Annotated in this window: 13 protein-coding genes and 1 pseudogene; 6 read left to right on the forward strand and 8 right to left on the reverse strand. The window is 49.3% G+C overall.

Annotated features, from left to right (window positions below):
• Positions 1-295 precede the first annotated feature (295 nt).
• Positions 296-991, forward strand: coding sequence for a DUF4386 domain-containing protein (locus RIC19_RS23195; protein WP_350180773.1), 696 nt, complete (start codon positions 296-298; stop codon positions 989-991).
• Here RIC19_RS23195 and RIC19_RS23200 read toward each other — a convergent pair.
• The 3 genes from RIC19_RS23200 to RIC19_RS23210 all read right to left on the reverse strand — a co-directional run bounded on the left by RIC19_RS23200 (position 988) and on the right by RIC19_RS23210 (position 3,994).
• The gene (locus RIC19_RS23200; protein ID WP_350180774.1) at positions 988-1,434 is read right to left on the reverse strand and encodes a GIY-YIG nuclease family protein; all 447 of its coding nucleotides are present in this window, start codon (positions 1,432-1,434) and stop codon (positions 988-990) included. The two genes, RIC19_RS23195 and RIC19_RS23200, sit on opposite strands and share 4 nt — an antisense overlap.
• Before the next feature lie 366 nt (positions 1,435-1,800).
• Positions 1,801-3,093 (reverse strand): T9SS type A sorting domain-containing protein, encoded by a 1,293-nt coding sequence (locus RIC19_RS23205; RefSeq protein ID WP_350180775.1) that lies wholly within the window; start codon positions 3,091-3,093, stop codon positions 1,801-1,803.
• Positions 3,094-3,208: 115 nt separating this feature from the next.
• Complete coding sequence (locus tag RIC19_RS23210; protein WP_350180776.1) at positions 3,209-3,994, reverse strand: hypothetical protein; 786 nt, start codon at positions 3,992-3,994, stop codon at positions 3,209-3,211.
• Positions 3,995-4,206: 212 nt separating this feature from the next.
• On the opposite strand from RIC19_RS23210, the gene RIC19_RS23215 reads away from it, so the two are divergent.
• The 4 genes from RIC19_RS23215 to RIC19_RS23230 are packed head-to-tail and all read left to right on the forward strand — an operon-like array spanning position 4,207 to position 6,829.
• Complete coding sequence (locus tag RIC19_RS23215) at positions 4,207-4,695, forward strand: hypothetical protein (RefSeq protein WP_350180777.1); 489 nt, start codon at positions 4,207-4,209, stop codon at positions 4,693-4,695.
• Between the two features lie 42 nt (positions 4,696-4,737).
• Positions 4,738-5,406, forward strand: a complete 669-nt coding sequence (locus tag RIC19_RS23220) for a hypothetical protein (RefSeq protein WP_350180778.1) — start codon at positions 4,738-4,740, stop codon at positions 5,404-5,406.
• Positions 5,373-6,167, forward strand: coding sequence for a sensor histidine kinase (locus RIC19_RS23225; protein ID WP_350180779.1), 795 nt, complete (start codon positions 5,373-5,375; stop codon positions 6,165-6,167). The genes RIC19_RS23220 and RIC19_RS23225 overlap by 34 nt, the downstream gene beginning before the upstream one ends.
• Entirely contained in the window at positions 6,158-6,829 is a 672-nt protein-coding gene (locus tag RIC19_RS23230) for a response regulator transcription factor (protein ID WP_350180780.1), read from the forward strand. Before RIC19_RS23225 ends, RIC19_RS23230 begins: the two co-directional genes overlap by 10 nt.
• A 149-nt stretch (positions 6,830-6,978) precedes the next feature.
• Here the strand turns inward: RIC19_RS23230 and eutB are convergent.
• The 3 genes and pseudogenes from eutB to RIC19_RS23245 all read right to left on the reverse strand — a co-directional run.
• A pseudogene (gene eutB, locus RIC19_RS23235) lies at positions 6,979-7,302 on the reverse strand (ethanolamine ammonia-lyase subunit EutB); the annotation flags it as partial.
• A gap of 154 nt (positions 7,303-7,456) precedes the next feature.
• On the reverse strand, positions 7,457-8,560 hold the full coding sequence (locus RIC19_RS23240; RefSeq protein ID WP_350180781.1) for a DUF2911 domain-containing protein: 1,104 nt from the start codon (positions 8,558-8,560) through the stop codon (positions 7,457-7,459).
• Positions 8,561-8,943: 383 nt separating this feature from the next.
• Entirely contained in the window at positions 8,944-9,246 is a 303-nt protein-coding gene (locus RIC19_RS23245; RefSeq protein ID WP_350180782.1) for a hypothetical protein, read from the reverse strand.
• 52 nt (positions 9,247-9,298) lie between these two features.
• Between RIC19_RS23245 and RIC19_RS23250 the strand changes: the two genes are divergently transcribed.
• Entirely contained in the window at positions 9,299-9,724 is a 426-nt protein-coding gene (locus RIC19_RS23250) for a hypothetical protein (RefSeq protein WP_350180783.1), read from the forward strand.
• Between the two features lie 791 nt (positions 9,725-10,515).
• Here the strand turns inward: RIC19_RS23250 and RIC19_RS23255 are convergent.
• Positions 10,516-11,676: an ATP-binding protein gene (locus RIC19_RS23255; RefSeq protein ID WP_350180784.1), complete on the reverse strand. Its 1,161-nt coding sequence runs from the start codon at positions 11,674-11,676 to the stop codon at positions 10,516-10,518.
• 597 nt (positions 11,677-12,273) lie between these two features.
• Positions 12,274-14,046, reverse strand: a complete 1,773-nt coding sequence (locus RIC19_RS23260) for an HAD-IIB family hydrolase (protein ID WP_350180785.1) — start codon at positions 14,044-14,046, stop codon at positions 12,274-12,276.
• Positions 14,047-14,205: the final 159 nt, after the last annotated feature.

The raw sequence follows: 14,205 nt of genomic DNA on the forward strand, positions 1-14,205 counted from the left end.
TATAGGGTATGGATGAGTATTTTTTGCCAGATCAAAGAACGCCCGGAACCTCGTAGCCTAAGCTACGAAGGTGAGGACGAGATGCAGAGCTGGTGAAAAAGACCATTCAGAGACATACAAAATTTGCGTTAATAAACTCTAATAAAGGTCCCTCAAATAAAGTAAGCTACGAGCAGGCAGTCCGGTGACGGGCTGCCTGTTCGTCGTTTTTGGCAATCCGTTCGGGATTATATACCGGGGCGCTGTCAGGAGGGCATCCCGCTAATTTTGCTTCCGTAATCAAAACCGAAGTAAAATGAAAGATCACCCGACTGCTCCCAAACACTTGGCCCGCATCACCGGGCTCCTTTATCTTATTGTGATTATTTGCGCGGGCTTTAGTCAGGGCTACGTGCGGGGAAGCGTAATGGTACCCGGCGATGCAGCTGGTACCGCCCTAAATATCCTGGAGGAAGGCAGTTTATTCCGGCTTGGGCTGGCGGCTGACCTGATCGCCTTCACCGCAGATGCCGTCATTGCCGTACTTTTTTATCAGTTGTTCAGGCCGGTCAGTCCAACCCTTTCTATGGTGGCTGCCGCTCTACGGCTGTTGGCCCACCCTGCTATTGCCAGCCTCAACCTTCTCAACCATTACATGGCGCAGCACGTGCTGGAATCAAAAGACTGGGCGCTGTCGCACAGCCCGGAGCAGTTATATGATTGGTCCCTGCTGTTTATGGATGCCCACCGGGCCGGTTATCTGATTGCAGGTGCACTGTTCGGCCTGCACTGTCTCCTGCTTGGCATATTGATCTACCGGTCTGATTTAATCCCTAAAGCTTTTGGGGTGTTGATGAGCCTGGCAGGCATAACTTACCTGATGGAAACTTTTGGTGTTTTCCTCTTCCCTGGCAATGATGCATGGCTGGCATTACTGGTGGGCGGCGCGGCAGCGCTCGGAGAAGTATCCCTGATGGTTTATTTGCTGGTCAGGGGAGTGCGGGAGCGTTAAGAAATCCAGAACCGAAGGAAGTCCAGCACTTCCCGTTGGAAACTCCAGAACTCAATCTCCCGCCACCAGCACCAAAGGCCTGTCAGCGCACCGTAAATCAGCAGGTGGCTGACCGCAAAGGCCCAGAGGATGCAGCAAAGGACATACACCCAGCCGATCCAGCTCAGCGGGTGGAGGTAGGAGAAAAACTCGCTGCCACCGGAGCCTTTGACCGGGCGGTTGAAGCGCTTCATCACCCGGTGGAGATGCCCTTCAAACCAGATTGCATAGAAGCAGGGAAGGGAGAAAACCGGAAACTGCCGCCCCTTCATGCTACGGCCAATAGCTTTCCAGCGCAGGTCTACATTACGCGCAATACCAATTTTGATCCGTCCCGGATTGCGGGTGGACATGCCGAGGTAAATAAACCGGTAGTCAAAGAGGGAATAGAGGAGTTGCTTCATTGCCGGATTTTATCTTTCCGGGGCTAAAATACATATTTGTTGAAATTTTTTGTGTCCGAATTTGTATTTTTTAGCGATTGTAGAGGATACTGCCAAAAGAAGCACCCCAAACCCTGGTTTTAGCCAGCATTTGGGGTGCTCTTATTCAATTAGACTGTGTTGGGAATTCGCTTTTGGAGCGAATGTAGTCAAATTATATTCTGAACAAGGCGCGATACATTCAAGAATGGGATTAAAGGGGCCCATTCTTGAATCACATAGCCTGAGCTAAGCGACTGAAGAACAACGAATTGCAGGATATAATTTGGCAAATGCAGCCCAAAGGGTGAAATCCCAACACAGTCTAAAATGCCCTGAAAATGGGGTTTAGTTCAGGATCAGCTTTTGGGTTTTAATGCCTGATTCGCTCTGAAGGTGGAGCAGGTAATTGCCCCGGGGCAATTCCTGCAGGCTTAGCTGTACTGAGCCCTGTCCGTGTACCGTGACCTGCCTTAAGGGCTGGCCGTAGAGGTTGAACACAGATAAATACCCTTCGCCGGTCCCAATTTCAAACTCAACGGTGATATGCCCCCGGGTCGGGTTCGGGAAGGCCGAGAACCGATCAGGTGCCGTGACTATGTCCTCACTGGAAGTAAGGGTGTTAAAATCGATCAGTACTTCTGTATCATCAAACTGAGCACCAAAGTTGCCCTCCCAGAATTCTGCATCTCTTCCCCCGTGTTCGAAATAGACATACCTGAGCCCGGTACCGTAGGCTGTGAACGTAGCGCCATAATATTCCCAGTTTTCAGATAGTTCTACGATATCCGAGTCGTATTCGGCCAGAATATTCATTTCATTATCCAGCAGTCTGATAATGGTTTGAGCCTTATCCTGATAGTTGGGGTCATGGCCTTTGACAAAGTTCCAGCCATCAATTTTAGGTTGTAAATCGAGGAGCTCAGCGGAGTAGTATTCCCAGAGGTCGATGGTTTGGCTTTTGGAGCACCAACTATACGAAGTAGTGAAAACGCCCGGTAAGCCATTGATAGCCCAGCCACTGCCTCCGTTGTTGATGATGTCCCAACCCGCAAACGTACCTGTAGAGCCACCACTATAGTAAGCGTGGTTGCCAATAGAAAGGTAGGAGCCATCAATAGCGGCACCAAACTGGCCTGCCCAGCTTTCAGTATCCTCCCCGCCATGTGTGAACCGTATTTTCCTAAGCCCCTGCCCGTAATTCAAAAAGTGCCCTTTCACTTGCTGCCAGTTAGCGGTAGTGGCCAGGTCTCCGGTGGAATAAGAAGCCATCACATTGTCATTGGCATCCAGCAGATCTACAGATAAGAAATAAATGTCGTGGTCAAAGCTAAGGGTTCTGTACCAGTCTGAAAACAGCACAATAGGTGCGCGGTCCAGCCACTCTTCGGAATAGCCAACTTCGAGCAGGTCAACGAGCTGAGATTTGCTGCATCGCTGGAAAGAGGTCGCAAAACAGCTGGAGCCATCCATGCCGTAGATGTTGAGCCCCCAGCCATCACCACCATTTTCGATGATTTCCCAGCCATCAAGGTTGCCTTGTAAGGCGCCCGGGTTTTGTAGGAGGTTTTGGCGCTGCTGCCCAAAAAGGGTGATAGCGGTACTGAAAACGAGCAAAGCAATTGAGTACAAAGCTTTCATAGTAAAAGGTTTTGATCTGAAAAATGATTTGGATTGCCTCCCTGTCAGGGAGAATTGTGCACAACGCCTGCTATGAGTAAAAGGGCGTTGTGCCAGGTGTAACCAGAAGAAAGGTTTACTGTAAACCTCCTGCTCTGGCAGTGGAGATATTTGCAGCGACGCTGTTGTTGACGCTCATTTTTTTGGTATGCAGGTCCAGCTGTATGCGTGCACCATCACTTTTCTGGAGGTAGACGGACCATTCGTCCCGGTGCGTCTCTTTAAATGAAGCGTGAGTGCCCACTTTACCAGTTTTGTATTCCACCCAGTCCTTTCCGCATAACTGCTGGAAGTACCCGCTCCTCGGGCCGGAGTAGACGACCTGCGTAACATTAGTCCCATCAACACGCGGTGGAGTCCAGGAAGAAGGCTCTACTCTAAGCTTGGCAGCCGGTCCGCCCGGGTTCATAATCTGCTCTGCGTACAGGGTATTGCCGCGTAGGTAGAGTTTGTACTTGCAATAAGCTTCAGATTGGGTGGTCACCTGACTGGTACCATTGCCCATAACCGGGTCGTTCTTTTGGTTGGAAGCAAAATGGCTGTACTCCCGGACGTTGATCTTCCTGGCGTCCAGGTCCACTGTAGCTTTCATGTTGGCTTTGGTGTTGTAGGTGTTCGTCAGTAAATTCAGGTCCAGGGTATACACACCGCCACTGGCGTTATTGAAATCCGTGACCTTAATAGGCACACCGTTGCCTGCAAAGTCGCTCCTCTGAATCTGAGCCACAGCCGAAGAGGTGAAAGCCAGAAAGGACAAGAAAAATACGATCGCTTTGGCAATGGCTTTCGGGCCTGTCTGGCCGCAGGGAGGCTTGTTGTTGGCAAAGTGATTGGCGTTGGTAAGGTTTGTGATCTTTTTCATTGGGTTTTTTGGTTTTGAAATGGAGGAAAAAATGATGGGACAAAGTTAGGCCGGCCCCCGGGAGCAGGTAAGCGCTGTTCTACGTGATCGGGTAAACCCGGCAGAACCACGGGAAGAAGCAGGTAGAAATACGTGGTTTGTGGCGGTGGGCGCTGACGGAGCGCTATTTAGTGTTATCTTACACAGGTACATTTTATCAAAACGAAACACCAATGAACTTAAAACCCAACCTTTGGACCCTGCTTTTCCTACTGGCTGCCGGTGTGCTGGCCTACCAACAGTTGTCTTCAAAAGGCAATACAGATACCGCTGATGCGGCACCTGCCTCGGCTGTAAAGACCGTCAGTGACAGCATTTCCAGTAAGGTGGCGGTGGAGATGATTGCCACTTATATGGAACGGTATCAAAGGGTATTAAGCGATACCTCTGCCAAAATCAATGGCCGTTCGGTTTTGGACACGACCGGCGTGGTAGCGATCCCTGTTTACTTTAAGCTGGAGCGGAACGAGATCGCCGAGGTATTCCGCCACTTTGGCGGGCAGCAGGTTTACGCGGTCCTTGGATTGTTGCCGGGTGCGAATGGGGCCCGGGATACCATTGATTTGATTTTATCTGATGTAGAACCGGGCAAGGGCAATATTTTCCTGCAGGGTACATTCTATGATTTTGCCACACCCTGCCCGCCACTCTGTGATGAATAAAGCACCGTGCACGGACCGCTTTAAGCCCAAAAAACCTTAAACATGTATCAGGATCTGGCACTTCTTTTTGGTAAGGTATACCTTGTCATTCTGGTGTTGAATGTGATTCTGGTATTGCTGTTGTACAAGCGACTGCCGGTGAAAGTCCGCAGTGTTCGATTTTTTCTGTTGGGGAGCCTGGCGACGGACCTGGCTTCCCGATGGTTGTTTTATCAGGGGGAGAATAACCTCTTCCTGTTGCATATCTACACCCTGTGGGAGTTGCTGGCCTGGGGGTGGTTTTTCAACCTGGTTTTCGAACACCCCCCCAAAGCTCAGCGGATATTCTTCGCTGGGATAGGAGGGCTGGGCATACTATTGGTACTCAACTCCATATTTCTGGAGCCGCTGACCGGATTTAACTCTAATGCCAAAACATTGGTTCAGGTATTGCTTGTCGGCTTTGCCATCCGGTATTTTTTCCTGGCTTTTGGGAAAATAGACCTGACGAAAGCGGCTGCTCAGTCCGTTACTTTCATCAATTTTGCTGTATTGCTGTATTATTCGGGCACCTTGTTTATATTTATGTTTTCCAGGTTGCTCAGGGAATACGGCGTTGCAAGTGTGCAGCAACACGGGCTCTGGGTCATTAACGCGCTGCTTCTGGTGGTTTTTCACCTCCTGATCTTCATTAGCTTATGGATACCACTCCGGCGCAGACCGAAATATTGACTACTATCCTTATCGGGATTTTTTTGATGCTATTGCTGGCGCTGGCCTTCGTATTGTTCTTTTATTTCTCCCAGCGCAAGTTCCAGGCACAGCAACTCCTTGCCCAGGAGCTGGAGATCGAACACAGGGAGCAGTTACTGCTTGCCAGTATCAAAACCCAGGAAGACGAACGGCAGCGTTTGGCCCGGGAACTGCACGATGAGGTTGGCTCCAAACTCAATGTGATCAATCTGGGCTTGCACCAACTAAAAAAGCAGGGCACAACGCCCGAGGCACAACAGTCTTTTCAAGACCTCTTTGGGCTGGTCCGTACGACCACAGAGACCACCCGTCGCATCGCCCACGATTTGCTGCCACCAACCTTGGAAAAATTCGGGCTGCTCATGGCGCTGGAAGAGTTGTGCGATCAGTACCGGCAATCGTCACCGGTAATACTGGAGTACGAATTTTCAGAAAGTAGTATTCAGCTTGACCCATTAGTCGTACTCAATTTCTTCCGGGTAGTACAGGAGTTGCTGTCGAATACCTACAAGTACAGTCAGGCTACTACCGTCAAAATATCCCTTGCTATAAAGCCCCATTCGCTGGCGTTGTTTTACCAGGACAACGGCATTGGGTTTGACCCCAATGCCCGGGGCCAGCAAAAAGGGATGGGGCTAAAAAACATAGAAAGCCGTATGCGTACCATACAGGCTGATTACCAATTAGATAGCACGCCTGGAAGCGGAACCGTCTTCACGGCACAAAAAACATGGTCATGAAGATTGCCCTGGCAGACGACGAGGCGCTCTTCCGCAGAGGCATCGCCCTTATACTGGAAGAAATGGAGGGTACGGAGATACTCTTTGAAGCGGACAACGGACAAGCTATGCTGGATCAGTTAGCTCGTGCGGAGGTTCAGCCTGATGTGCTGCTATTGGACCTGAACATGCCGGTGCTCAATGGAGTGGATGCGGCAACGGTGCTTCAGGAACAATACCCTGGCCTTAAGTTCATTGTGCTGTCCACATACTTCTCCAAATCCTTTGTACTGAGCATGCTGGAGCTTGGTGCTGCTGCGTATTTGCCTAAAAATGCCACGCCTGAATTGATGCAAACCACCGTGCGGGAAGTGGCTGAGAAAGGCTTTTTCTACAATGATGAAGTCATGGCGATCATCCGCGAAAATATAGTGAAACCTACGCGGCAAAAACTCAGTAAGCCTTTCCAGCCCAACCTCACTGCCCGCGAAAAGGAAGTGCTGCAACTTATTTGCGAAGAACGGACCACGCCGGAAATCGCTGAGCAGCTTTTCATCTCCACCCGCACGGTGGAGGGGCACCGCAACAATCTACTGTCCAAATTGCAATGTCGCAACACCGCCGGGCTCGTGGTTGTGGCCCTTCAGGAAGGGCTGGTAGAGATTAATCGGTTTCGCTTTTGAGCGCTCCGTTGCGAAAATGAAAATTAAGCGGAAAAAATAGCACCCCATCTGCTATCTCAGAGGGCATTGGCAATCAGGTAAGCTGTATACCCATGCTTCTGCCTGTCGGCCTCAGGGCTGGACAAAGCTCTAACTCGCCATCGTATACAGCCCGTCAAAAATACGGACCGTTCTTCAACTTCGGCTTGAATATCAATGTGAGATAATACGCAATTAGGGAGTGTATCTTCGAGCTGGAAGGTAGCCAGGAGGTCAAACAAAGCCGCTTCGATTTTCGCTACTGCGTCCGTCTCACTGGATACGGGATTAGTGCCGAGCACGAGGTCACCCACCCCATACGACCAGGCATCAAATACCTGCCATACGATATCGTCAATATGATCAGTAGGGGAGTTAGGCTGAACCCGGGCGCTCATATACCCTTTGCTGCCAATCTTGCTACCGGGTAAGGGAGAGAACACCTTTTGCCCCACTACATATTAAGGCAGGGCTGGCAAATAAGGATACTAAAATCGCAAAAAAATGGTGAAAGTCCAGCATTCGGCAACTTTGGGTGGCTATACAACAAAAATCCCGCATCTTGAGCAATCCAAAATGCGGGATAGGTAGTGTGCAATATCTTAGTGCTTAGTCGGCCTTAATGGTAATAGGAAGGCGCGCCATAGTGTTTTCCCAGCCGATCACCAATTCGATTTGATTATCACCTTTCTCAACGAAAGTCATGGAAAGGGCTTCCAGTGTTTCCGGCGTTTTCTCGGTAGGTACCACGACCTTCACGACATTATCCTCCTCATTGTGATTAGGTGGGCCCCAGGACTGTACATTCTTATGGATGATGAACTCCCAGTTGTCTTTATTGACGGTGGCAAAGAGCCCGTAACGGCCCGCCTCAATATCGGTACCGTCAATTGTCACATTCCTGAAGAAAGTCAGCGCTGTGGTTTCGTTAGCGCCTACGCGCCACATGCTGCCATACTTCAGCAGGCCGCCAAAGATGGTCCGGCCTTTCATTTGCGGGCGGGAATAGACAGCACGTACCAGGGGCTCATTAGCCGCGAGCTCCGCTTCTTCCACGTAGTTGCGTAAGCGGGACATATTAGGATACTGCACCAAGTCCATCGGGCTGGTGTCTTCGCCTGACATGATCGGTGGATTGAGGTTGATGGGCAACTCGGCACGGGTTTGGTCCCATTCTAAAACCATATTTACGTTGTAATCGTCTACTTTTTGAAACCCTATGGTAAAGTATTCACGCACATCAGCTACTGAAGTGGTGGGTACGGATACCGCAGCGATGTCTTTAGTAATATCCCGGTTTTCAGCACCACCGATGAAGCGCTCCTCAGAGATTTTGATGATCCACTGTTGTGGATAGGGCTGGGCAAACAGGGTATAGGTGCTGGCAGGAAGATAGGTGCCGCCAATTTCTACGGGTTGGAAAAAAGTTACCTCCGTAGCTTCATTGGCTCCCAGGCGCCAGTCCTGTCCCCAGGGTACAAGCCCGCCAAAGATTTCGCGGCCTTTCTTTTGAGGGCGGCAGTACAAAACCTTGATTTGCTGAACACGGTCGGGGTCATCTGCATCCAGGTAGTTTTGAAAGGCTGCACCGCGGGGATAGTGTGCCGCGTCCATTGGGCTTGGGTCCATGCCGGAGAATTTTAGTTCCTGAGCATCTAACCCCATGCTGGTACCCAGCATTAAAAAAATAAACAGAAGGATGTTAAGCTTCATTGGTTGAATTAAATTTGATGAAATGATGGGGTAAAAGTAGGGAATTATGCGTGACTTATGTTAGAGCGTGTTGGGACTTTAGTAATCGGTCTGCAAACTACACTTTTTTGCTTATACTTCGTCCCGAAAATCCTTCCCGCAAACTGCGGGACAGGCTATTTAGCTAAGGCTAAACTCCGGTTTTCGTGCCTCGTCTAACCAAAAAATTGTTAGTATTCGACTAGAAGACAAAAGTCCCAACACGCTCTTAGTGCTGCAGGACTTCCCCAACGATTTATCCGTCCCCTGCCTTATCGGCTCGGATACGGTCTGCCTGTAGGTGTCGGAACACATGCTCAACTTCAAGCCAGGATTGGGGCATTATCCCTTCACCCAATCCACAATTAATTGTTTTTCGGATCCGCACTGCGGAACCCTCTGATTTCCTCCTCCAGCTCTTCATTGAAGGCATCGAGCACTTCCTTCGGTTGAGGGTTCATGGATACAAAATCCTGAAGCTCGGCTCTGAGGTGCATGCCGACGGCTTCGTTGTCTTCCTGCCAGCCCAAGCTTTGCAGGCGGCGGTTTTCCAGGTCAATATCCATCGGGGTGAACTCCATGACTGGCTCGAGGTCCAGCCCCAGCTCAGCAAATTGCTTTTTGAGCGCCTGATTTTGCTGGTAGGGTGTGATTTCTTTGTTTTTCATGGTTTTTAGGGTTATATTATACATTATTTACCGCTCTTAAATATAAGCTATCATGCGCACTTTTCTTTTCCTTAGTTTTCTATGGGCTATTTGCCCGCTTCAGGGACAGTCCCAGTTTAAATTCGAGCCGCAGGCTGATGCCGAAGAAGAGGTGGCTTCAATCCATATCCTGTACAGAATCCCGACAGGAGCAGTTGCAGGCTATCGTCTTTGGACGACCTTCGCGCCCGACGATCCGGTGAAACTAACACCCAATAGCTATACACTACTCGAAGTATCTGAAGACTACCTGGGCTTTTTTGCCAATGGTGGTGAGCCAGAGAAGCCGCTGATTATAAATATAGAGCGAGGGAAACATTATTTCTACCGATTCACCAGATTTGGACTGGATGAACTCCTAATTGATGAACTAACTGAGCAGGAATTTAAAATGGAGCTATTTTTTAATGGTATCAAACCTGAATCCAAACGAACTTAAAAGCTGGGGATACCGGGTTCATAGCGCTTTACTGAGCAACTGCTTTTATACTGACGATTAAGTGGTCTCCGATAAAGATCGGAGCAGCAAACCTACTCAATGCTTGCCCGTGTCTCGTTATTGTTGATTTTGCAACCTGCTTTTGTAATTGAATGCGAATAATGTAAATTGCACTTAGCATTTTATTGAAAAAGTGTAAAATGGAGTCAACAGAAATTGATAACTTGCAGACTTGGTCCATTCAGCGGGTATGTCGGGTGTCTGGGGCTTTCAAGCGTTATCTTTGGGGGTAAACCATCCCGGGAAACCCTCATTAAGTACTTACAATACCTTGGCCGTGCGGACCTGCTGCAGTTGCTGTATAGTGAAGCTAAAGGCGTCAGCCTGCTCAATAAACCGGAAAAATTATATCTGCAAAATCCCAATCTGGCCTACGCGCTATCTAAAGGTAGCGCAATGAATAGGGGGAGCTTAAGAGAGACCTTTTTTCTTAACCAGGCCGGTGCAGTCCACGAAGTCCGCTACCCCCGAAAAGCAGGTGACTTTCTCGTCGGTCAAAATCGCCTCTTCGAACTAGGCAGGTCCGGGAAGTCCACGGCTCAGATCAGGTCGGTAGAAAATGCGTGGGTCGTCTCTGATAATGTGGACGTAGCGACAGCTCATCGGTTGCCGTTGTGGCTGTTTGGTTTTTTGTATTGAAATAGACTTGATGCGTTGGGTTTATGGCTCAATCCACTATGTGACACGGGGCCGGCATCCTGAGCCTTCACTTTTTTGCAAAAGGGCAAAGATTAAGCAACCAAGCTGCCTACCTCCCGCCAACTCATTAAGAAATGATCTCCAATGGGCTGAGAATCTTCCCCGCCGTAGATGACGGTAGGCTGAAAAAGGGGCACATCTGCGGTCTTACTAAACCAATCTAACTGCTTAAAATAATCATTCCGATAAGTCGTCCCGCTTTTAATTTCAATGGGCCGTATCTGGCCTCCAACGTTCAACAACAGGTCAATTTCGTGTTGTGAGTTGTCTCTCCAAAAAAATACGGGAGGGGTTAATCCATTATTGTAAAATGATTTGGACACTTCGTTGAAGATGAAGTTCTCGAAAATAGCCCCTCTTTGATAGTAGGTAAGCAATTGCTCTGCAGTGTTGATGCCCAAAAGTGCACAAGCAAGGCCCGTGTCGCGGAAATAAAGTTTTGAAGATTTTACGAGGCGTTTTTTAAAGTTCCGAAAATAAGGCTGTACCGTATACAATATATGAGAAGTTCGGAGTACAGATAGCCAGGCGGAAGCTGTTTGGCGGTCGATCCCGGCAGCAGAGGCCAGGGTTGATTTATTGATCGTTTGCCCAATAAATCCTGCACAGATACTAACGAAACGGGTAAACGCATCCAGGTTGCTGATATTCTTAATCTGACGTACATCGCGCTCTACGTAAGTGGCCAAATAAGATTGGTAAAAAGCTGGGGGGGGGATAGACTTATCATATATCCTTGGGTACCCTCCTTGCCAGCATAGGTGGTTGGCCGATAAATCGGTGGGGAGATAAGGCTTCAATTCTGCATAGCTAAGCGGGTGCAGGTAAAAAATAGCTGTACGCCCGGCCAGCGTCTGGCTTACCCCTTCCATCATGAGCATGTTGTGTGAACCACTTAAAATAAACAAGGCTTCAGAGTGGTCATCCACAATGCCTTGAATATAAGACAGCAGTTGGGGGGCTCGTTGTACCTCATCCAGTATCATACGGTGGCCGTAGGTGGCAAAGAGCTCCCTGGGGTCCCGAACGATCCTTTCGTATACGTCCGGGCTTTCTAACGAAAAGTAGGGTAGATCACCAAACAGATTTCTGATCAGCGTCGTCTTCCCACTTTGTCTCGGCCCTGTAATGGTCAAAACGGGAAACTTGCCGACCAATGATGCGATTGCTGGTTCAATGTGACGTTTTATCATGCTCAAAAATAAGCATTTATACCTTTTTTACAAATTGATGAATCGGTTCGTCAATTTGTAAAAAATCTTTCTCTGGCAATTGTTGTGGGTAACGCTTGGGAGCAACTACATCGGCTACACTGCTTCTTTGCGCCCACTATTTGAGCAGTTGCTGGCGGAGGCTACGCTGGCGGAGTGGGAGTAGGTGTGGGGGTAAAAAGCGATAACTTAGCTTTCAGGAAGATAAATTACCTCTGGTTGCTTCAGCTGTATCAAAGATTTCGTAGATACGATACAAAAATCTTCTTCTGTATTACGGGCTACTTCTTTTATACTCGGAACGGAGAGGTCTGGGCGTAATGCACAAACCCGACGCACGAGTATATGCCGACACGAAGTCATGGTTGGTCCCAAACTACTTCGTCGTCGGTATAGCCAAAGCTGATTCAGCTCTGCTTCCAAATCCAGATTGGAAATACACAACCCCATACGCCATGCCGGAATACCGCCGGGCTTGTCGTCGTTGCATTGTAGCAGGAATTGGTCCAGTCCAGCCGGTTTCGGCTCTGAAGTACAACGTGACCTTTTGTTTGCCACTTTAGAAGACAGGGCTCGTCGCTAAATAGAGCCTTGCTGTTTCCCAAAGTGGTAGTTTACAGTATCACACAAGGTTTGTTTCAGCACTTTATCCGAGAGCATCCGGTTGTCTATTTTGCGGAGTTGATGGGCAAGCTCATCGTTTTTTATGATGTCCCTTAGCCAGCGTTCAAAGTCTTTGCGCTCCAAATGGTAACGAATCGTATCAATGGGGAGCAGTGGCAGGATCTGACTGAACTCCCACAGGCTAGCCGCCGGTTTGATTGCTGCCTCCCCGTGCTCCGTGTGGAAATAAAACTGTTTTTTGGAGGGCAGGGGCGCAATCAGGTATTTATGCAAATGACGTACGTGTGGGGTGGTACGGCTCATCTGGTCGAGGCTGACTATGCCGGATTGCGGTGGTTCTTGCTGATTTGTATTCCCCATGCTCAAATAAAACTGCCTTTTGGGGATATCCCCAAATTGGATAGATGGAGGAACGGGTAGCCCTTGTTCACGCAGGATATTCTGAATATGCTGTGTTTCCCGCTCATGTTGGAGCTTGGTGATGATCCAGTGATCAATACTATTGAGTAACGCCTCTGGCAGCCCCTCCACCTGATAGGTAATGAAGGTAAACCCTCCTGCCCGGGCATTTTCCATGATCAATTCAGATAAAGAGTCCCCTCCCCATTGGCAGAAATAGTGCGCTTCATCGAGTAAGAACCAATGAGGCACCCCCCGCCTCGCCCTGAGCCCGCCCAAAGCCTGAAGAAACCGCCTGACATAGTCTCTCTTTTCGTCCAGGTTGTACTGGCAAAGGTCCAGGATGATGTTGATTTGAGCGTATTCGAGCAAAGTAATCACATCCGATACCGCCGGGGGCGGGGAGTACGCACTACCGAATACGATGGTCCGGGGTACTGCTTTTATGGAGCGGTAATCGCCCTCCGGGTCGATTACGCAGACCTGATAGCCCATGTCGAGCAACTGTTCCAGAATGAGCCCTGCTATCCAGGTTTTGCCCGTCCCGCTTGATCCTGCGATGCACCAATTGCTATCCAGGAAGTTGAACGAACTTAAACACACGGGGTCCTTCTTCAGTGTATTACCCAGGTTTATCCGTCGATTGGGCTGGCAACGGTATGGCGGAATTTTGTTTTGTACTAAGTTGGCCAGCATATCCCGGCATCCTTCCCCACCTTTTTTTTCCAACACCAAATCGGCCAGATTGCGGATATTAGGAGTAGCATTGGAGACCGCAACGGAAAGGTCGGCTTGCTCAAACATACTGCGGTCGTTCTCTGCATCTCCACAGGCCAGGACGTTGCGGGTGGAATAGCCAAGTTTGGCCAGTGCATGTTTCAAGCCCGATCCTTTAGTGGCGCCGGGCGGGAGCACCATCACAGCGCCTTTATTGTATTCCAGCGTGGCAGCGTACCCCGTTTTCGCAATACTATCCAGGACAGCGCGGTCATGAGGGGTCCAGGTGGCGGCAATGGCCTCACCAAATTCTACGCCAATATTAAGGAGTTTGAGGTTTTGGACCACCTCGTCAGCGAGTTTGCCGAAGGGGGTCTCCACCCTGTTGATGAGCGGGTAATAAATCGTAGCACCGTTTTCGGCAACGATCGCCTCGCACAATTCATCAAAGGGGCCTAATTCGGGGATGACTGCCAAACGGCGTCCCGTCACTAAAATAAGCACATAGCCAGCTTCCTTGACCATACGCAATACCTCCCAGGTCTTGTCTTCCACAACACCATCGTTTGTTAGTGTCCCGTCAAAGTCCAATGCTAATATCTTGAGGTGCATAAGGGGGCGTTATTTAAATCAAAGTACGCCAATAGGAGCAGATTGGAAATGATGAAAGTCATTTCCAACAGGCTTAGCGATGCTGCGTTAGGTGCCGTTTGTATTTGATGCCTTACTTTTTTTTCAGCCCTTTATCTGATTGGAAGCTTCGTGGTGTTT

This window comes from Phaeodactylibacter sp., assembly GCF_040219495.1.
Lineage (GTDB): Bacteria > Bacteroidota > Bacteroidia > Chitinophagales > Saprospiraceae > Phaeodactylibacter.